Below are 20,151 nucleotides of genomic sequence, written 5' to 3'. Positions count from 1 at the left end.
CCCAGTGGGAGTTGGCTTGCCAACTCCCACAAAACGAATGACCCGCAACGCCATCGCAGTACGCCTGAAAACCGCAAAAAGATACATAACTGTATCTTTCGATTTCAAAACCCCCTCTTTCTCCCTCCCCCTATTGACAAACCTCCGTCATGACCCGCTAGTCTATACATACACATTCGCATGTGTATTCCGATAAGGTCGCCCACAGCCCACACCGGGGCTGGACCCTAAGACAATAAAAATACAGTTGGGTATCTCACTATGTTCTCGCATGCGCGCACCGGCCGCCCCGCCGATCTACCGCCTCCCCCCGACCTGACCGACAGCCCGTCCGCGCGGCCCGGCCTTCCCTACCCCATCGCTCGCTGAGGGTTGCTCATGGATCTCTCGATACTGGCGTTTCTCGGCCAGGACGGCCTCACTACGGGTGCGATTTATGCGCTGGTGGCCCTGGCGCTGGTCCTGGTGTTCTCGGTCACCCGTACCATCCTGGTGTTCCAGGGCGATTTCGTGACCTACAGCGCCCTGACCCTGGCGACCCTGCAACTGGGCCTGCTGCCCGGCACGTTGTGGCTGCTGATCGGCCTGTCGTTGCTGGCGTGCACGCTGGATGCGGCGATCGCCATGCGTCACGGCCATTACCGGCGCCTGCCGGGCCTGGCGCTGCGTTACCTGAGCGTGCCGGCGCTGCTCTGGCTGGTGCTGGGCAATCTCGATCTCGCCGCCCTGCCCGGCGTGTTGCAGATCGTCGTCACCCTGGCCCTGGTCACGCCGTTGGGCCCACTGCTGTATCGCCTGGTCTACCAGCGCGTGGCGGAAACCTCGGTGCTGTTGCTGCTGATCATCTCGGTGGCGGTGCACATCGCGCTGGTCGGCATCAGCCTGTGGATGTTCGGCGCCGAGGGCGTGCGCACCCAGGCGCTGACCGACGCCAGTTTCATGCTCGGTGACCTGCCGGTAAGCCTGCAAAGCCTGCTGGTGATCGCTTGCGCACTGGCGCTGATCGGCCTGCTCTACGCCTTCTTCGGCCACAGCCTGTACGGCAAGGCCCTGCGCGCCACCGCGCTGAACCGTAACGGCGCGCAACTGGTGGGCATCCCGACGCAACTGGCGGGCCAGAGCGCGTTCGGCCTGGCGGCGTTTATCGGCGCGGTGTCCGGCGTGCTGATCGGGCCGCTGACCACGCTGTATTACGACTCCGGTTTCCTTATCAGTCTCAAGGGCTTCGTCGCCGCGATCTTCGGCGGCCTCGCCAGCTACCCCATTGCCGCCTGCAGCGCGTTCTTCGTCGGCGTGCTGGAAAGCTTCGCCAACTTCGGCGCCTCGGCCTTCAAGGAAGTCATCGTGTTCACCCTGGTGATCCCGGTGCTGCTGTGGCTGTCGCTGAAACACCCTCATCTCGAGGAGCAACACTGATGACCCGTCGCCTGCTTCCCCTGATCCTGCTGCTGGCGGCCATGTGCCTGGCGCCAAGCGTGCTGCCGCCGTTCCACGTCACCCTGCTCAACTACATCGGCCTGTACAGCCTGGTCGCCATGGGCCTGGTGCTGCTCACCGGCATCGGCGGCATGACCTCCTTCGGCCAGGCCGCGTTCGTCGGCATCGGCGCCTACGCCACCGCGGTGCTCTGCACCGAGTACGGCCTGTCGCCCTGGCTCGGCCTGCTGGCCGGGCTGGCGATCACCCTCGCGGTGGCCACCAGCCTCGGCCTGCTGACCCTGCGCCTGGCCGGCCACTACCTGCCGATCGGCACCCTGGCCTGGGGCCTGGCGCTGTTCTACCTGTTCGGCAACCTGCCGGGCCTCGGTGGTTTCGGCGGCATCCAGGACCTGCCGGCCATCGAGCTGTTCGGCTGGCGCATCAGCAGCGCCGCCGACTTCAGCCCGCTGCTCGGCCTGATCCTCGCCGCCAGCCTGTGGCTGCTGCACAACCTGCTCGACAGCCGCCAGGGCCGGGCCATCCGCACCCTCAAGGACGCCGCCGGCATGGCCGAAGCGATGGGCATCCCCACCGCCCGCAGCCGCTTGCAGGTATTTCTGATCGCCGCGCTGCTGGCCTCGCTGTCCGGCTGGCTGTACGCCCACCTGCAACGGGTGGTCAACCCGACGCCGTTTTCGGTGGTGATGGGCATCGAATACCTGTTCATGATTGTCCTCGGCGGCGTCGCCAGCCTGTGGGGCGCGCTGCTCGGCGCGGCCCTGCTGACCCTGATCAAGCAGGTGCTGCAGGATGTCCTGCCGCACCTGTTCGGCCAGGCCGGCAACTTCGAAATGATCTTCTTCGGCGTGCTGATCATCCTCGTCCTGCAATACGCCCGCGGCGGCTTGCTGCCGCTGTTGCAGGCAGCACTGCCGAAGCGCCGGCGCAGTACCGCGCTGCCCGTCGAAGCCGCCGCCCTGCCCCGGCGCAGCATGCCCGCCCGCGGCCAGCCGCTGCTGGTGGCCGAAGGACTGATCAAGCGTTTCGGCGGCCTGGTCGCCAACAAGGACATGGGCCTGGCGATCAACAGCGGCGAAGTCACCGCGCTGATCGGCCCCAACGGCGCCGGCAAATCCACCCTGTTCAACCTGCTCTCCGGGGTGCTGGCGCCCAACGCCGGACAAATCAGCTTCCTCGGCCAGCGCATCGACGGCCTGGCGCCACGCGCCATCGCCCGCCTCGGGGTCAGCCGGACCTTCCAGCACGTGCGCCTGCTGCCGGAGATGAGCGTGCTGGAAAACGTCGCCCTCGGCGCCCACATGCGTGGCGAGGCCGGCCTGCTGCGCTCGATGCTGCACCTGGAACGCGCCGAGGAAGCCAGCCTGCTGGCCGAGGCCGCGCGGCAAATCGAACGGGTCGGACTTGGCGAACACCTGCACACCCCGGCGGGCAGCCTGGCGCTGGGTCAGCAACGCATCGTCGAAATCGCCCGGGCGCTGTGCAGCGACCCGATCCTGCTCCTGCTCGACGAACCCGCCGCCGGCCTGCGCTACGGCGAGAAACAGGCCCTCGCGCAACTCCTCGAACAACTGCGCGGCGAAGGCCTCGGCGTGCTGCTGGTGGAGCACGACATGGATTTCGTCATGGGCCTGGCCGACCACATCGTGGTGATGGAATTCGGCCAGCGCCTGGCCTGCGGCACCCCGCTGGAAATTCAGGAAAACCCGGCGGTCCTGGCCGCCTACCTCGGAGGTGTGGAATGAGCCGCCTGCTGGATGTACGCAACCTGTCGATCAACCACGGCAAGGTGGAAGCGGTGCGCAACCTCGACCTGCACCTGGACGAGGGCCAGATCGTCAGCCTGATCGGCCCCAACGGCGCCGGCAAAACCACCTTGATGGCGGCGCTGATCGGCCTGCTGCCGTCCACCGGCGAGGTGAGTTATGCCGGCCAGCCGTTGCAGGCCCACCACGGCGTGGCCCAGCGCATCGACAAGGGCATGGCGCTGGTGCCGGAAAGCCGCGAGCTGTTCGGCCTGATGAGCGTCGAGGACAACCTGCGCCTCGGCGCCTTCAGCCGCCACCGCCAGGGTCATCGCGATCATCAGCAGACCCTCGACGAAGTCTTCGCGCTGTTCCCGCGGATGCGTGAACGCCGCGAACAGGCGGCCTGCACCCTCTCCGGCGGCGAGCGGCAGATGCTCGCCATCGGCCGCGCGCTGATGGCCAAGCCACGCCTGCTGATGCTCGACGAGCCGAGCCTGGGCCTGGCGCCACGGGTGATCGGCGAGATCTTCGACATCTTCAAGACCCTGCGCGAACGCGGCGTTTCCATCCTGCTGGTGGAACAGAACGCCCGCGCCGCACTGAAGATTTCCGACTACGGCTACGTCCTCGAAGTCGGCGACATCGTCCTGCACGGCGACGCCACCGACCTCGCGCAGAACCCCCGGGTGGTCGAGAGCTACCTGGGCCGCAAATCCTCATCCACCGCCACGGAGGCCGCCCGCGCCACCGGCTGACACACGGTTTTTCCGCACCACCCAACGCCATAACAACAATAGTCAGGAGCTTGCATGAAACCCTTCCTCCCCTTGCTGCTGGTCGCCGCGATGTCGGCCGCCGCCCAGGCCGACGTCACCGTCGGCGTGATCCTCTCCACCACCGGCCCCGGCGCTTCGCTGGGTATTCCTGAACGCAACACCATCGCCCTGCTGCCCAAGGAAATCGCCGGCCAGGCGGTGAAATACGTGGTCCTCGACGACGGCAGCGACAGCACCGCCGCGGCGAAGAACGCGCGCAAGCTGGTCAGCGAAAACCAGGTGGATCTGCTGATCGGCTCCACCACCGTGCCCACCTCGGCGGCCGTGGCGCAGATCGCCAAGGAAAGCCACACCGCGCAGATCGCCCTCGCTCCTTACACGCCGCCGAGCGGCGAGCAACAGTGGATCTTCACCATCGCCCAGACCAACACGCTGATGGCCGAAGCCCTGATCGAGCACATGAAAGAAGCCGGAGTGAAGACCCTCGCCTACATCGGCTACAACGACGTCTGGGGCGAGGACTGGCACAAGGTGCTCAGCGAACTGGCGCCGGCTTCCGGCATCACCCTGGTGCGCGACGAGCGCTTCAACCGCACCGATTCCTCGGTCAGCGGCCAGGCCCTGAAAGTCATGAGCGCCAAGCCCGACGCCGTGTTGATCGGCGCCACCGGCACCCCGGCCGCGCTGCCCCACACCGAACTGCGTCGCCTCGGCTACAAGGGCACGATCTACCACACCCACGGCGCCGCCAACTCGGCCTTCCTGCGCATCGGCGACAAGGCCCTGAATGGCGCGATCCTGCCGGTCGGCCCGGTGGTGGTGTGGGACAAATTGCCGGAAACCCACCCGTCCAAAGCCGTCGCCAGCGACTACGCCCAGCGCTATGAAGCGCAATACGGCGCGGGCAGCCTGTCGCCATTCGGCGCCTACCTGTACGACGCCATGCGTCTGGTCGAAGCTGCGGTGCCTGCCGCACTGAAAACCGCCCAGCCGGGTAGCGCCGAATTCCGCCAGAGCCTGCGCGACCAGCTGGAAGGCACCAAGGACGTGGTCGGCACCCATGGCGTCTACAACCTCAGCGCCACCGACCACTTCGGTCACGACCAGCGCGCCCGCGCCCTGGTGACCGTGAAGGACCAACAGTGGGTCCTGCTGCACGCCCCTGAATGAACCCCGAAAACAACAATAAGAAAGGCCACACCATGAACCGACTCAACACCGCTGTCGCCCTCGGCTCGCTTTGCGCCCTCAGCCCGGTCCTCCAGGCCCAGGGCTTCTTCGAAGACAGCAAGGCGACCATCACCGCCCGCAACTACTACTTCGACCGCGACTACAAAGGCACCTCGGCGCAATCGGCGACCCGCGAATGGGCCCAGGGCTTCATCCTGCGCTTCAACTCCGGCTACACCGAAGGCCCGGTGGGCTTTGGCCTCGATGCCCAGGGCTTGCTCGGCATCAAGCTCGACTCCAGCCCCGACCGCACCGGCACCGGCCTGCTGCCATTCGACAGCACCGACCGCCATCCCCGCGACGACTACTCGGAGCTGGGCCTGACCGGCAAGATCAAGGTGTCCAAGACTGAACTGCAGGGCGGCACGCTGATGCCGATCCTGCCGATCCTGTTCGCCAGCCCCACGCGCCTGCTGCCGCAGACCTTCCGTGGCGTGAACATCAAGTCGCAGGACATCGACAGCCTGACCCTCAGCGCGGGTCGCCTCGACCGCATGAACCAGCGCGACTCCACCAACGACCAGAAGATCTCCATCGCCGCGCCCAACCGCCGCTTCAACGGCGCCGCGCAGTCGGACGCCTTCAACTACATCGGTGGCGACTACCAGTGGTCCGAGCCGCTGACCCTCAAGTACTACCACGCCGAGCTGGAGGATATTTACAAGCAGGACTTCGTGGGCTTCATCGACAACCGCGCGCTGGGCGGCGGTCGCCTGAAGACCGACGTGCGCTACCACATCAGCCGCGAAGACGGCCCGGCCAAGGCCGGCGAAGTCGACAACCGCACCTTCGGCATCATGGCCACCTACAGCCAGGCCGGACACAGCCTTGGCCTGGGCTGGATGCAGCTCAACGGCAACACCTCCATGCCCTACATCGCCGGCTCCGAGCCGATGGTGGTCAGCGAAGGCGCGCTGAGCAGCGAGTTCCTCAACCCCAAGCAACGCACCTGGCAAGTCCGTTACGACTACGACTTCGTCGCCATGGGCGTTCCCGGCCTGAAAGGCATGCTGCGCTATCTGGACGGCAGCCATATCGAGCTGCCAACGGCGTTGGGCGGGTCGGGATTGAACGAAAGCGAGAAGGATATCGAGCTGTCATATGTGGTGCAGAGCGGGCCGCTGAAGAACGTCGCCGTACGCTTGCGACATGCCTGGTACCGCAACGACTTCGCCCCGGCGGCGTCGTTCCGGGATGACAACGAGCTGAGGGTGAACATCGACTACACGCTGGCGTTGTTCTGACGAAATGAGCCCCCGCCTGGTGCGGGGGCTTTTGTTTACGGGTGTGGGCGCGAGCTTGCTCGCGAAAGACCGCAAACAGTCTCGGAGCACCCAGCTCAACGGATTTCGAAACAACTCAAGAAAGCCGCCGCACCACTACCTCAAGCAGCACCTCGGCGCCGTCAATCAATGCTGTGTCATCGGTGTGTTCCCGTGGGTTGTGGCTGATGCCACCACGGCTGGGCACGAAGATCATTGCCGTCGGAGCGATGCGGGCGATCATCTGCGCGTCATGGCCGGCGCCGGAGGTCATGCGCCGGTGACTCAGGTCCAGGCGTCGGGCGCTGGCCTCGATGGCGTCGGCCAGCCCCGCGTCGAACACCACCGGCTCGAAGCGCACCAGTTGCTCACGACTGACGCTGACACCCTCTTCTTTCGCCAGCCGATCAAGCGCCTCGACAAAGCGCTGCTCGGCCTGATTTCACACGCGCTCGCCTTGCCGGGCATTTCGGAGTTGACCGGCTGTGCTAGCCGGGGTGCCCATCCACCCGCGCCCGCATCAACATTGGTCCATAACCCCGAACGAACAAGCCAAACGCCAGCGCCCAGCACAACGCCGCCAACCCCAGCCCGGCCGGCGTATTCAACGGCACCAGGAACACCCGCGAGACTCCGGCGACATTCAGCAGCACAAACGCCACACTCATCCCCGCCGGCGGCTGCAATGGCCGGCCGGTATGGCCAAGGCTGACCCGGGCGATCATCGCCAGGATCAGCCCGGCCATGGCACCCACCGTCAGGCAGTGCACTGCCTGACTCGGATTCAGCGTCACGCCGAGATGCCACAGGGTCATGCCCAGGCACGCCAGCACCAGCCAGGCATACGCCAGGTGCAGCGACCACAGCAGCGGCACCCGCCACAATCCGCGATCATGCCAGCGCAGCAGGCGAATGCCGTGGCCCAGGGTCAATCCGGCGAACAGCAGGCCGAGCCACAACGAGGGCGTCAACGCCGGCCCCGCGGCATACAGCAACGCCACCAGCGCCGAAACGCCGAGCAACAGCCAGTCCAGCCATGGCCAGGGTGCGACTGCGGCGGTGCGACCCAGGCCGCGTTGGGTGAAGAAGGGAATCACCCGCCCGCCGATCAGCCCCATCATCGCCGCCACCAGCCATAACCCGCCGAGCACGCCCTGGCGCTGCAAGCCGTCGTCGCCGTTGAGCAACCCGGCCATCGCGATGGCGTCCACCAGAGTCAGCAGCAACAACAGCGCTACCACCGGGTAATTGCGCTGCTGCTTGACCCGCAACAGGCTGCGGCCCATGAGCAGCGCCAGCAACAGCGGAAAGCCCAGTTCCAGCAAGGCCAGCAAGGGCAACGGCAGATTGACCAACCAAGCGACCCGCCCCGCCAGCCACAACAAGGCCAGCGCCGCCAGCGGTTTGCCGCTCACGCCCAACTGGCCGGTCCAGGTCTGCACGGCGGTGAGCAGAAAGCCGGCGACGATTGCCAGGCCAAAACCGAACAGCAATTCATGCCGGTGCCAGGCCAGCCAGCCGCCCGCCGGCTGCCAGTCGAGACTGCCGCCCAGGGCGATCAGCCACAGCGGCACGGCGATCAGCGCCAGCAGGCTGCCGCCGAGGAAGAACGGGCGAAACGCCAGGCGCAGCAGTGGCGTGACAGCCAGCGCCTTGTTGCGGTCGATCACTTGCATCGCGGCCTCCGGCTTACCACGTCAGAAAGAACATGCCCTTGGCCAGCAGCACGATCACCAGCAAATGGGTGAACACGCTGGCATGAATGAACGTCACCGCCCGCGCCGTCATGCGGCCGCTGCGGAACAACCACAGCGCCGTGAGGAAATGCCCGAGCACGCTGACGCCGGCCACGATCTTCAGCGCCAGCAAGGTGCCGAACGACGATTCCCACGGCGCCGCCAGCAACGGCAGATAGCGTTCGCGGACCATCCCCACCCCGGCGCCGAACAACACCAGCAACACCCAGGGCATCACTTGCCGGGCACGCTGACCGATGGCGTGCTCAAGCATCATCATCAGCCGGTCGGGCAATTGCCGGCGAATGCTGCCGAGAAACAGCACCTCGAAGAACACGGTACCGATAAAGATCAGCGCGGCAAGCAAGTGCAGGGTCAACAGATAGGGATAGGTCATGAAGGGGCCTCGTCGTGCGCGCCAGACTAGCGTGGCGCGGGCGCTGGCCGGTTGACCCCAGTCAAGGCTGCGGGAAAAGTGGCCCCGCGCCCTGATCGGCAGTCGCCACATCCCGTCTATCCATGCCTGTCCGTGCGTCACACCGGCGGAACTCGAACGATGGACGGCCTTCGATATGCCTATCTGCCGTCCACCTTCGGGAGGCCCCATGCACAACCTCGAAACCCCGCGCCTGAAACTGGGTGTGTTCCTGCCCCACGACAGCTTCGGCCAGGCGCTGATCGCCGCCGCGCTGCACCGCCAGCACGAAGTCACCGCCGTGCTCGACGACCTCAACCAACTGACCGCCCGCCCCGGCCTGCGCTGCAAGCTCGGCAGCCTCGACTCGGCACCGACGGTGAACCGCGCCATCGCCGGGCTCGACGTGGTGTTCGCCTGCCTCGGCGGCGAGTTGCAGGACGACCTGCCGGTGCAATGCGGTCATCTGATCGACGGCGCCCTGAGCCTGGGCCGCGCCGGCGTGCCGAAACTGCTGCTGATCGGTCATTGGCAATGGCTGGTGGACGCCGACACCGCCGATGACGAAGCCCTCGGCGCCGGCCTGCGCCGCAGCCTGGAGGCCAGCGGCCTGGACTGGACGCTGGTGGAAGCGCCGGCGCTGGTCGACGGTTTGCGGGTCGATGACTTCAGCGGCACGGCGGCCACTGGCAACCCCGACGCCCAGCGCGCCTTCGACTGCGCCGAAGCGCTGATGGACGAAGTACGCCTCGGCCTGCACCGTCATCAATGCCTGCGCCTGCGCGCCCGCAACGGAGGTTAATCCCATGTCCGGACCCGACGCCCTTAGCCAGACCTTCGGCACCGTGCTGCTGGCCATGGCCTTCAGCGCTTTCATCCTGTTCGTGCGCGGCTATCGCCCGGCAGGCGTCAGCGGTCGCTGGTACGACCTGGTGCTGGGCTTCATCGCCTTGTGGCTGGCGCTGTGGCCGGAAGTGATCACCTGGGTTCAGGCCATGACCCTGGTCAGCGGGCTCGGCTTGTTGCTGCAAATCATCGCCACCGCCGCCGGCTGCATTCTCGGCGCGTTGCTGGCCAAGGCCCTGCGGCTGGTGCTGCTGGAACGGCGGCGGCCGCGTCCATCCGCCAGCAAGACGAGCAACCGCCGCCCGCAACGCTGACCGTCAGTCGCGCTTATGATAGTGATTCCTATTTGCGCAAAGCCTGTCGGATCATTATCCTCCCGTCACCCGCCGGAGCCCCGGCGGGCTGTGGGGATTGTCGGGCAGCATGAACTGGAATCGAATCGATCTGCGCTGGGCCTATACCGATCTGCTGCTGAGCCTCGGGCGGCGGACCGGTTGCATGCAACTGGCCTATGACGTGCTGCATGACGCGTTCATCCGCTACCTGCTGGCCGACCGCCAGACCCGCATCGACCAACCCAACGCTTACCTGCGCCGCGTCGCGCAGACGGTGTTGATCGACCATTTCCGGGTGAGCGGGCGTTTCTGCTCGCTGGACGAATCCGAGGGCCTGGCTGCGGCCTACGAGTCCGACGGCGAGCACTTTGCCCCGTCCGCCGAACACCTGGCCGACATGCAGCAGCGCCTTGAAGCTCTGCAACGGGTCATCAATTGCCTGCCCGCCCGCTGCCGCGAGGTGTTCTGGCTGGCACGAATCGAAGGCCATCGCCAACCGGACATCGCGCGCATGCTCGGCATCAGCCTCAGCGCCGTCGAACGTCACTTGATCCGCGCCCTGCTCGACCTGCGTGCCGCCCGCGAGAGGCTGATGCCATGAGCAGCGTTCGCGAACAGGCCGCCCGTTGGTTCACCCGGCTGATGCACCTGCCGGACGATCACCCTGAGCGCCAGCGCTTGCGCCAGTGGCTCGACGCCGACCCGCGACATGCCGCCGAGTACCAGGCGTTCTGCGACCTGTGGGGCGACTTTTCTTCCACCGCCAGCACCCAGGCGCTGGCCGGGGAGCTGGAGCGTCAGCACGGTCGGCGCACGGTGTTGCGTCGCGGGGCCTTGGGCCTGCTGGGGTTGCTGGCGGTCGGCCTGACCTGGCGCCTGTTCGGCGGGCGCGGCGAATTCGAGCAGACCTATGTCACGGTAATCGGCGAGCGCCGTCGCGAGCGCCTGCCCGACGGCAGCGAGCTGTACCTGGATGCCGATACCCGCCTGCGCGTGCAGTTCGACCAGGGCCGACGTCAGGTCTGGCTGCTGCAGGGCCAGGCGATTTTCGATGTTGCCCACGAGGCCGCGCGCACCTTCGCAGTGGACGCCGGGCTCGCTCGCGTCAGCGTACTGGGCACGCGCTTCGTGGTGGCGCGGGATGCACGGGAGTTGCGCGTCAGCGTCGAGCGCGGCTCGGTGCGGGTCGACAACGCGCAAGGCGCGCTGGTGCTGAAGGCCGGCCAGGTCGCCAGCACCCTGCTCGACCGCGGGCCGACGCTGCTGCCGATCACCGCCAGCAACGCGTTCGCCTTCGCCCAGGGCCGGCTGGTGCTGGAGCAGGCCAGCGTCGAGGAAATCGCCAGCAGCCTGTCGCGCTATCGCCGCCAACCGGTACGCGTGCGCCCCGGCAAAGGCCGGCCGGCGATCAACGCGGTGGTGCAACTGGACGACATCGAAGGCTTCCTCCAGGCATTGCCGTCCATCGCGCCCATCGAGGTCAGCCACGCCGAGGACGTGACCTGGCTGCGGGCGCTGTAAATTTTTTTGCAACGGCACATCAGGGATTTCACCCGCCCCTCCGTCAGTGGGTATCCAACACTGACATGAGACCTTCCATGCCCCACGCAACCTTGAGAACCCTGGCGCTGGCCGTCGCCCTGAGCATCGCCGGCCAGGCCTGGGCTACACCGATGGATATCGACTTGCCGCGCCAGCCGCTGGCCACGTCGCTGCGCCAACTGGCGGAAACCGCGCAACTGACCCTGGCGGTGGACAACAGCATCATCCCCGACAGCCTGGCCCCCGCCGTGCGCGGCCGGCTCGAACCGCTCGGCGCCCTGGCGCAACTGCTCCAGGGCAGCGGCCTGAACTTCCGCCAGCAAGGCAACACCCTGGTGATCCGTCGGGCCGACGACAGCGCCCTGGAACTGGACGCCACCAACGTCAACGGCCTCGGCGCGACAGAGGCCAGCGAAGGTTCCCACGCCTACCTCAACGGCCCGGCGCGCACCGCCACGAAAATGGCCCTGACGCCCCGCGAGACGCCGCAGTCGGTTTCGGTGATCACCCGTCAGCGCATGGATGACCAGAACCTGCAAAGCCTCGACGACGTGGCGCGCACCACCACCGGCATCACCTACACCAAGCTCGGCACCGACCGTTCGACCTATTACGCCCGCGGCTTCGAGGTCAACGACCTGCAGTTCGACGGCATCCCGAGCAACATCTCGGAAAACTACTCGATGGACGTCATGTCCACCGCCAACATGGCGCTCTACGACCGGGTCGAAGTGGTGCGCGGCGCCAACGGCCTGATGCAGGGCACCGGCAACCCGTCGGCGGCGATCAACCTGGTGCGCAAGCGCCCCACCGCCGACTTCCGCCTCGGCGCCGAACTGGGCGCAGGGTCCTGGGACAACTACCGCGGCCAGGTGGACGTGTCCGGCCCGCTGGACGACGGTGGCCACCTGCGCGGTCGCGCCGTCGCCTACTACAACAGTGCCGACAGCTACCGCGACGGCGCCGGCAAGGACAACCAACTGCTCTACCTGATCGGTGAAATGGACCTGAGCGACAGCACCGTCTGGAGCCTCGGCATGACCCTACAGCAGGACAACAACAACGGCTACGACTGGGGCGGTTTCAACACCCGCGCCGACGGTTCGTTCTACCCACTCTCGCGCTCGACCTCGCTGGCCGGCAACTGGGCCCACCTGGACCGCAACAACCGGGTGCTGTTCAGCGACCTCAAGCATCACTTCGCCAATGGCTGGGACCTGACCCTGGCGCTCAACGCGGTCTGGTCCGACGCACAGTTTCTGTCCTCGTACCCGGCGCGGGTCAGCGGCGACAACTACCGCCTGGTGGTTTCCCAGGCCGACTACGAAGACCGCCAGTTGGGCATGGACCTCTACGCCACCGGGCCCTTCAACCTGTTCGGTCGCGAGCATCAACTGATGCTCGGCGCCAACACCCGCAAGGATGATTTCGACGTGGGCACTCGCACAGCCCGCAACACGCCGACCATCAACATCAACGACTTCGACCACGGCGCCATTCCCGCCCCGGTGCTCAACGCCACCCAGTCCGACTACAACTACGTGCGCCAGGAACGCGGCCTGTACGGCGCCACCCGCTTCAGCCTGAGCGACGACCTGAGCCTGATCGTCGGCACGCGCCTGAGCTGGTCGGACTACAAGGTCAGCAGCCCGGCCACCAACGACCGCTACCGGGAAAACGGCCGCGCCGTGCCGTACGCGGGCCTGGTCTACGACCTCGACCGCCATCACAGCCTCTACGCCAGCTACACCGAGATCTACAAGACCCAGAGTTACTACGGCACCGGCAACCGTCTGCTGGAACCGGTGGAAGGGGAAAACTACGAAGTGGGCATCAAGGGCGAGTACTTCGACGGCGCGCTCAACACCTCGCTGGCGCTGTTCCAGACCGACCTGATGAACATGCCCGAGTCCATCGCCGGGGCGCGGATCTGCGGCGTGACCGGCACCAGCACCTGCTATGAAGAAGGCGGCAAGGTGCGTAACCGCGGGTTCGAGATCGAAGTGTCCGGTCAGCCGCTGGAAGGCTGGAACCTGAGTGCCGGCTACACCTACAGCGATCCGCAATACGTCGCCGGCAACAACAAGGGCAACGACTACTACACGCGCATCCCGCGTCGCCTGCTCAAGGTGTCCAGCGACTACCGCCTGCCGGGTGTGCTCGACCAGTGGCGCGTGGGTGGCGACGTCTATGCCCAGAGCCGCACCTCCACCAGCGCCGCGGCCTACGACATCGAACAAAGCGGCTACGCCCTGCTCAACCTGCACGCCAACTACCAGATCAACCGCCAGTTGAGCGTGCAGTACAACCTGAACAACGCACTGGACAAGACCTACTACCAGTCGCTGCCGACCTCCAATGACTGGGGCGGATTGTTCTATGGGGACCCTCGTAACTTCGCGGTCACACTTCGCTATCAGTATTGATTTGCAGCAACCGGACGGCATCGCGACGGTTCGGCGCCCCGACAAGCTCGCTCCTACAGAACGAACGAACGCCCCCTGTAGGAGCGAGCTTGCTCGCGAGGCGGCACCAACAAAACCACCCCATGCACAGGGTGGCCTTCATCCGATCCAACACCAGCCGCCCCCAACATCGCGTAACATCCAGCAACAGGTTGGCCAGCCAAACGCCAGCACGGCGTGCGCCCAACCCATTGACTCAGCTAAATCCGCGTTCCGCCCTTTCGATATGTATCGAGTACGGGCACAATGCGGATCTTTTTTTGGCCGGCCTTCCCGGAGCCTCGTAGTGATCAAGACACCGTACTACCTCATCGACAAACAAAAGCTGCTGGGCAATATGGAAAAGATTGCCTACGTGCGCGAAAAATCCGGGGCCAAGGCCCTGTTGGCACTCAAGTGCTTCGCCACCTGGTCGGTGTTCGACCTGATGCAGCAATACATGGACGGCACCACCTCGTCCTCGCTCTACGAGCTCAAGCTCGGCCGGCAGAAGTTCGCCGGCGAGACCCACGCCTACAGCGTGGCCTGGGCCGACGACGAGATCGAGGAAATGCTCGATAACTGCGACAAGATCATCTTCAACTCGATCAGCCAGTTGCAGCGTTTCGCCGACGCCTCCGAAGGCAAGGTCCGCGGTCTGCGGGTCAACCCGCAGGTGAGCAGCTCGGACTACCTGCTGGCCGACCCGGCGCGTCCATTCAGCCGCCTCGGCGAATGGGACCCGGTCAAGGTCGAGGCGGTGATCGAGCAGATCTCCGGCTTCATGTTCCACAACAACTGCGAGAACGGCGACTTCAGCCTGTTCGACAAGATGCTCGGCACCATCGAGGAACGCTTCGGCCACCTGCTGCACAAGGTCGAATGGGTCAGCCTCGGCGGCGGCATCCACTTCACCGGTGAAGGCTACGCGCTGGACGCCTTCTGCGAACGCCTCAAGTCGTTCTCGGAAACCTACGGCGTGCAGGTCTACCTCGAGCCAGGCGAAGCGGCGATCACCCAAAGTGCCTCGCTGGAAGTCACCGTCCTCGACACCCTCTACAACGGCAAGCACCTGGCCGTGGTCGACAGCTCGATCGAAGCGCACATGCTCGACCTGCTGATCTACCGCCTCAACGCCAAGCTGGCGCCAAGCCAGGGCGAGCACACCTTCATGGTGTGCGGCAAATCCTGCCTGGCCGGAGACATCTTCGGTGAGTACCAATTTGATCGTCCGCTGGCCATCGGCGATCGGCTGTCGTTCGTCGACGCCGCGGGTTACACCATGGTCAAGAAAAACTGGTTCAACGGCCTGAAAATGCCGTCCATCGTAGTGAAACAACTTGACGGTAGCGTTGAGCTGGTTCGTGAGTTTGGTTTCGAAGACTACCTGTCCAGCCTTTCCTGAGCTGGCAGATAAGGAGAGATAGAGAATTGAAGAAGAACGTTCTTATCATTGGTGCAGGAGGTGTCGCCAAGGTGGTGGCCCACAAGTGCGCGCAGCATAACGATGAACTTGGTCGTATTGCCATCGCGTCGCGCAACATCTCCAAATGCCAGGCCATCATCGATAGCGTCAAGGCCAAGGGCAGCCTGAAACAGCCCGCCGACATCAAGGCTTTCGCACTGAACGCCCTGGATGTCGAAGCGACCAAGGCACTGATCCGCGAGACCGAATCGCAGATCGTGATCAACGTCGGCTCCGCGTTCCTCAACATGTCGGTGCTGCGTGCCTGCATCGATACCGGCGTGGCCTACCTGGACACCGCCATCCACGAAGAACCGGGCAAGATCTGCGAGACACCGCCGTGGTACGGCAACTACGAGTGGAAACACCTCGAAGAGTGCCAGCAGAAGAACATCACCGCCATTCTCGGCGTGGGCTTCGACCCGGGTGTGGTCAACGCCTATGCGGCACTGGCCAAACAACAGTATTTCGACCGCATTGATTCGATCGACATCCTCGACGTCAATGCCGGTTCCCATGGCAAATATTTCGCCACCAACTTCGACCCGGAAATCAACTTCCGCGAGTTCACCGGACAGGTGTGGAGCTGGCAGAACAGCCAGTGGACCAGCAACACCATGTTCGAAGTGAAGCGCACCGACGACCTGCCGGTCGTGGGCTCGCAAAACCTGTACCTGACCGGCCACGACGAAGTGCACTCGCTGTCGAAGAACCTCGACGTGCCCAACGTGCGTTTCTGGATGAGCTTCGGTGAGCACTACATCAATGTCTTCACCGTGCTGCGCAACCTCGGCCTGCTCTCCGAGCAACCGGTGAAAACCGCTGAAGGCCTGGAAGTCGTGCCGCTGAAACTGGTCAAGGCCGTGCTGCCGGATCCGTCCTCGCTGGCGCCGGGCTACACCGGCAAGACCTGCATCGGCGACCTGGTCAAGGGCACCAAGGACGGTCAACCGCGCGAAGTCTTCATCTACAACGTGGCTGACCACGAAGAAGCCTACGCCGAGACCGACAGCCAGGGCATTTCCTACACCGCAGGTGTTCCGCCAGTGGCTGCGGCCCTGCTGGTAGCCCGTGGTCAGTGGGACGTGCAGCGCATGGTCAACGTCGAGGAACTGCCGGCTGAGCCGTTCCTCCACGCCCTCGACGAAATGGGTCTGCCGACCCGCGTCAAGGACGAGAACGGCGACCGCCCCTGGGCGTGATCCGGTCTGACCGCTGAACACGAAGGGCGCCATTGCGGCGCCCTTCGTTGTTGTTGGGCAGACTAACTGATGATCTTTCCGTTCAAATCCATCACCGCGCGGAACGCAACGCCGTGGGCTGCAAACCCCATCCGGCTCCATTCGGCCCGGTAATCCAGGCTGTCGTGGTGATGACCATGAACGACCTGCTTCGCGCCAAGGGCCAAGGCCAGTTCGTTGATTTCCAGGTAGCCGTAGGGATGGCAGTCTGGCGCCTCGTGACAAACCAGGAGGTCGGCCTTCTCCATCGCCAGGGCAAAGTAGTCGTCAGGGTAAATCGCCGAGAGGGCCTGCTGCTTCTTGGTCGCCACGATGTCTGCGTGCTGCGGTCGAAGCGCCAGCCGTTGGAGATAGTCCTGATAGTTCTGCACGCCCGTTTCCGGATCACCCGGACGCCATACCGCGGACTCGAACGTTCCTCCAAGGCCGGCGATGCGCAGGCCCGCAATCTCGGCGACCCGACCGTGCAGGTTGCGCTCCGCCAGGCTGTTGCCGTGCAGGTTGTGCCAGAACGCGGGCCTGTCGCTGTCGTGGTTGCCATGGATGAACCAGATCTCCGTCAGATCGAGGATTGGGCGAAGGATCATGTCCAAGGGCAAATCGCACTCGAGGTCCCCGAGGAAAACCACAGCTTCGGGGCGGTGCAGCTTCACAAGCCGGATGACATGCTCGAAGCGGCCGTGCACATCCCCCAGAAACCAGATCGCTCCTTCGACGCTTGCTGATCTTTCCATTCACTCACTGCTTCATGTGGGTTGTCGCCCGCGAGTATTCACTAGCCGTGGGTAGACAGCCAAGTGCCAAGGTCCCGGCAACCCCGCACAGCAAAGCCCTTGGCTTACACGCGTAACGGGAAACACGGGAAATGCTCTGAAAAATCGTTTCAACCCCTTACAATCGCCGTCTTTCAGGCAGAACAACAAGGCCAGTCCATCCATGGCGCTCGACCCACCTACCCTGCTGGTACTCACCACCGTACTCGCCGCCTCGGCCGCACTTTACCTGGCGATCGAATGGCGCAGCGTGCGCGAATCTTCACTGCTGTTCTGGAGCGCGGGATTCGCCACCATCACCATCGGCTGCACCCTGTCGCTGCTGCGCAGCAACGGTTTTCTGCTGATCGGCATCTGGTTCGCCAACGGCCTGCTGGTGCTCGCCCACTGGTTTTTTCTGCTGGGCGTGTCGCGCTTCACCGACACCCGGCTTTCCCGCGCGTGGTACCTGATCTTCGCCACCTGGCTGGCGCTGTTGGCGCTGCCGGAAAGCCAGGCCTGGTCGAAGCTGATGATGCTCGCCAACTCGGCCCTGGTCGGTCTGCTGGCCTTGCGGGCCAGCCTGCTGCTGCGTCCTCACGGCAAGTCCCTGAGCATCGGCGCGGTGCAATTGCGTTACGTGATGCTGATCCATGGCCTGTTCTATTTCATCAAGGCTGGCCTGGCGATCGTGCCCGGCACGCTGATCGACCTCGCCTCCTTCCGTGGCGAGATCATCCAGGTGTCCCTGGTCGAGGGCGCGATGGCGATCATGCTGATCGCCCTGTCGATGACCGGCAGCGAACGCTACCGCCGCGAACAACGCATCGCCCGCCTGGCCGCCCGCGACCCGCTGACCGCCCTGTACAACCGCCGCGCCCTGGAAATGCGCGCGCCGCGCCTGCTCAGCGAGGTGTCCGCCGCGCGCCCCGGCGCCCTGCTGCTGATCGACATCGACAACTTCAAACTGGTCAACGACCTGTACGGCCACTCCGCCGGCGACCGCCTGCTGGTGGCGCTGAGCGAAATGATCCGCTCGGCCTTGCCGCAGGATGCCCTGGCGGCGCGGCTGGGCGGCGACGAGTTCGTCATCCTTCTGGGCAATGCCTCGCGTGAGCGCATCGTCGGGTTGGGCAGCGTGTTGCGCGAGCAATTCCACACCACCGCCAAAGCCTTCGTCACCCCCGAAGCGGTGACCCTGAGCATCGGCGCCAACCTGTTCCAGCACCCACCGGAAAACCTCGCGGCGCTGATCGACCAGAGTGATGCGGCGCTGTACGAGTCCAAGCGCGGTGGGCGGGACAGCATTCGACTGGTGGATTGCACCGAGGGTGAGGCGCAGCTTTGTTGATGTGAGCGCTGTTCGGGGCCTGCAATCCGTCGACTACATGGCCAGAAGCCAGCTCCTGCGCAGCGGCTCGTCTATTATCGAAAAATCCCGTTCGTTCATTTCCAGCAGAGAACCCCGCATGCTCCATCCTGCACGCCTGGCTCGACTTCTCTGCGTATTGAGCCTGGCGATTGCCCTGCCCAGCACGGCAGCCGCCAGTGAAAGCAGCGATGCCCTGGCACTGCTGAGCTGGCCAAGCCATGTCGGCAAGATCGACAACCCGCCAACGGCGATCCTCCTCCCCGAGGCGGTCTACCGGCAAATCCGCGAAATGACCGCGCAGACCCAGAGCGACGGCAGGGAACGCGGCAGTTGCCTGTTCAAGAGCGGCAATGAGGTCAGCCTGAGCCAGATTTTCAAGGGCCAGCAATTCTCCATCGACATGGGCGAGTACCTGAGTTCATGCCCACAGTCCTCCCTGTCCGGGATCATCCATACCCACCCTGAAATCGACCGCAATGCAACCGACATCGGCTACCGCGCCGCGCCCTCGCTCGATGATTTCGTCAACTTCGGTTTCAGCCGCTTCCCGGCCAGCATCATTGCCCACAAGGACTATGTCTGCGCGATGTTCAAGTCGCCGCAGAAGAAAGACTTCGCGCTGACCAAGGCGATCTACGACCAGTACTCGCCGCAACTGGTGAAGAGCTTCGTGCTCAACATGCTCGCCGAGGACGCTCCCGCGCCAGGCCAGTCCACCGTCGCCAACCTGCGGGCGGTCGGCGCGGCCATGGGCATGTGGAATCAGTTGTTCTACTGCGGCCGCAACGGCGGCTCGTTGACCCGCATCCTGCCTCGCGACACCTCGACCAGCATGAACCGCCTGGTGTTGGCGACCCAGGGCCTGGTGCTGGCCGAGTATCTGTCCGGCAACTACCCCTATTCCAAGCCGACCTTCCTCTTCGCCCCCAACGATCAAGCCGAACTGGCCCGATACCTGAACCGGGCGATCGGCCAGAAGACCGGCACTGATTTCAGCAGACTGGATGCCCGCCAGACGTTCGAGAAAGTCCTCGAACTGCACTGGGTCGACAGCTACGCCATCGCCGCCACCGCCAGTTCCTTCTCGGTGCCGAGTCGCAAGGACGACGGACTCGCCTACACCTTCAGTTGCACCCCCGCGCTGTGCACCCTGGTCACCAACCGCAGCTTCTACGCCTTCGACGCCAAGCGCGACCATACGGTGGCGGCCTATGTGCCGAACGACAACGGCTACGACTCGGTGATCAACCTGTCGGCGGACGAGCGCGTGCGGTTCCTCGCCGTGTATTCCAACAAGTCCTCCATGAAATACCTGGAGCACAAGCGCGACCGGGACGACTGGGTGCCAGTGGCCGGCAGCGGTCTCTGGCGCTTCGAGGGTGGTCAGGTGGAAGGCGATATCAAGGATGGCCGTATCAACGGCCCGGTGATCGTGCACCTGGATGACGGCCGGGTCTTCAAGGGCACGGTCGGACGCAATTTCGACCTGACCTTTGGCGAGCAGATTCGCTGACGACGTTGTGCAGCCGAGGCCGCACAACGCCGACAAC

Annotated in this window: 17 protein-coding genes and 1 pseudogene; 14 read left to right on the top strand and 4 right to left on the bottom strand. The window is 64.8% G+C overall.

What is annotated here, in order from left to right:
* The first annotated feature begins 378 nt into the window (after positions 1 to 378).
* From CKW37_RS29835 to CKW37_RS29815, 5 genes are read left to right on the top strand one after another with little or no spacing between them, the layout of a single operon-like run.
* Complete coding sequence (locus CKW37_RS29835; RefSeq protein WP_095159694.1) at positions 379 to 1,416, top strand: branched-chain amino acid ABC transporter permease; 1,038 nt, start codon at positions 379 to 381, stop codon at positions 1,414 to 1,416.
* A complete protein-coding gene (locus tag CKW37_RS29830) occupies positions 1,416 to 3,182 on the top strand; it encodes an ATP-binding cassette domain-containing protein (protein ID WP_095159693.1) in 1,767 nt (588 codons plus the stop codon). Before CKW37_RS29835 ends, CKW37_RS29830 begins: the two co-directional genes overlap by 1 nt.
* Complete coding sequence (locus CKW37_RS29825) at positions 3,179 to 3,940, top strand: ABC transporter ATP-binding protein (RefSeq protein ID WP_095159692.1); 762 nt, start codon at positions 3,179 to 3,181, stop codon at positions 3,938 to 3,940. Before CKW37_RS29830 ends, CKW37_RS29825 begins: the two co-directional genes overlap by 4 nt.
* A 54-nt stretch (positions 3,941 to 3,994) precedes the next feature.
* Positions 3,995 to 5,131, top strand: a complete 1,137-nt coding sequence (locus CKW37_RS29820) for an ABC transporter substrate-binding protein (RefSeq protein ID WP_095159691.1) — start codon at positions 3,995 to 3,997, stop codon at positions 5,129 to 5,131.
* A 32-nt stretch (positions 5,132 to 5,163) separates the two neighbouring features.
* Positions 5,164 to 6,435 (top strand): OprD family porin, encoded by a 1,272-nt coding sequence (locus CKW37_RS29815; protein ID WP_095159714.1) that lies wholly within the window; start codon positions 5,164 to 5,166, stop codon positions 6,433 to 6,435.
* 115 nt (positions 6,436 to 6,550) lie between these two features.
* Here CKW37_RS29815 and CKW37_RS29810 read toward each other — a convergent pair.
* From CKW37_RS29810 to CKW37_RS29800, 3 genes and pseudogenes are all read right to left on the bottom strand, one after another.
* Positions 6,551 to 6,889: pseudogene (locus CKW37_RS29810) on the bottom strand (M20/M25/M40 family metallo-hydrolase); the annotation flags it as partial.
* A 52-nt stretch (positions 6,890 to 6,941) separates the two neighbouring features.
* Entirely contained in the window at positions 6,942 to 8,129 is a 1,188-nt protein-coding gene (locus tag CKW37_RS29805; RefSeq protein ID WP_095159689.1) for an NnrS family protein, read from the bottom strand.
* 13 nt (positions 8,130 to 8,142) lie between these two features.
* On the bottom strand, positions 8,143 to 8,586 hold the full coding sequence (locus tag CKW37_RS29800) for a CopD family copper resistance protein (protein ID WP_095159688.1): 444 nt from the start codon (positions 8,584 to 8,586) through the stop codon (positions 8,143 to 8,145).
* A 208-nt stretch (positions 8,587 to 8,794) separates the two neighbouring features.
* On the opposite strand from CKW37_RS29800, the gene CKW37_RS29795 reads away from it, so the two are divergent.
* The 7 genes from CKW37_RS29795 (at position 8,795) to CKW37_RS29765 (ending at position 16,438) form a co-directional block, all read left to right on the top strand.
* On the top strand, positions 8,795 to 9,406 hold the full coding sequence (locus tag CKW37_RS29795; RefSeq protein ID WP_095159687.1) for an NAD(P)H-binding protein: 612 nt from the start codon (positions 8,795 to 8,797) through the stop codon (positions 9,404 to 9,406).
* Between the two features lie 4 nt (positions 9,407 to 9,410).
* Positions 9,411 to 9,764 (top strand): hypothetical protein, encoded by a 354-nt coding sequence (locus tag CKW37_RS29790; RefSeq protein WP_095159686.1) that lies wholly within the window; start codon positions 9,411 to 9,413, stop codon positions 9,762 to 9,764.
* A gap of 109 nt (positions 9,765 to 9,873) precedes the next feature.
* Complete coding sequence (locus tag CKW37_RS29785; protein WP_095159685.1) at positions 9,874 to 10,386, top strand: sigma-70 family RNA polymerase sigma factor; 513 nt, start codon at positions 9,874 to 9,876, stop codon at positions 10,384 to 10,386.
* The gene (locus CKW37_RS29780) at positions 10,383 to 11,306 is read left to right on the top strand and encodes a FecR domain-containing protein (RefSeq protein WP_095159684.1); all 924 of its coding nucleotides are present in this window, start codon (positions 10,383 to 10,385) and stop codon (positions 11,304 to 11,306) included. The genes CKW37_RS29785 and CKW37_RS29780 overlap by 4 nt, the downstream gene beginning before the upstream one ends.
* A gap of 77 nt (positions 11,307 to 11,383) precedes the next feature.
* A complete protein-coding gene (locus tag CKW37_RS29775) occupies positions 11,384 to 13,753 on the top strand; it encodes a TonB-dependent siderophore receptor (RefSeq protein WP_095159683.1) in 2,370 nt (789 codons plus the stop codon).
* Between the two features lie 325 nt (positions 13,754 to 14,078).
* Positions 14,079 to 15,176, top strand: coding sequence for a carboxynorspermidine decarboxylase (locus tag CKW37_RS29770; protein WP_095159682.1), 1,098 nt, complete (start codon positions 14,079 to 14,081; stop codon positions 15,174 to 15,176).
* A gap of 26 nt (positions 15,177 to 15,202) precedes the next feature.
* A complete protein-coding gene (locus CKW37_RS29765) occupies positions 15,203 to 16,438 on the top strand; it encodes a saccharopine dehydrogenase family protein (protein ID WP_095159681.1) in 1,236 nt (411 codons plus the stop codon).
* Positions 16,439 to 16,500: 62 nt separating this feature from the next.
* On the opposite strand, the gene CKW37_RS29760 is transcribed toward CKW37_RS29765, so the two are convergent.
* Positions 16,501 to 17,211 carry a metallophosphoesterase gene (locus CKW37_RS29760; protein WP_095159680.1) on the bottom strand — a complete coding sequence of 237 codons (711 nt, stop codon included), beginning with the start codon at positions 17,209 to 17,211 and terminating at the stop codon, positions 16,501 to 16,503.
* Between the two features lie 202 nt (positions 17,212 to 17,413).
* On the opposite strand from CKW37_RS29760, the gene CKW37_RS29755 reads away from it, so the two are divergent.
* Entirely contained in the window at positions 17,414 to 18,580 is a 1,167-nt protein-coding gene (locus CKW37_RS29755) for a GGDEF domain-containing protein (RefSeq protein ID WP_095159679.1), read from the top strand.
* A gap of 118 nt (positions 18,581 to 18,698) precedes the next feature.
* Positions 18,699 to 20,114: a hypothetical protein gene (locus CKW37_RS29750; protein WP_143502166.1), complete on the top strand. Its 1,416-nt coding sequence runs from the start codon at positions 18,699 to 18,701 to the stop codon at positions 20,112 to 20,114.
* Positions 20,115 to 20,151: the final 37 nt, after the last annotated feature.

Source organism: Pseudomonas sp. Irchel 3E13 (assembly GCF_900187455.1).
GTDB lineage: Bacteria > Pseudomonadota > Gammaproteobacteria > Pseudomonadales > Pseudomonadaceae > Aquipseudomonas.
Note: the sequence above shows the minus strand (reverse complement) of the source record. Positions and strands in the feature narration are given on the sequence as shown.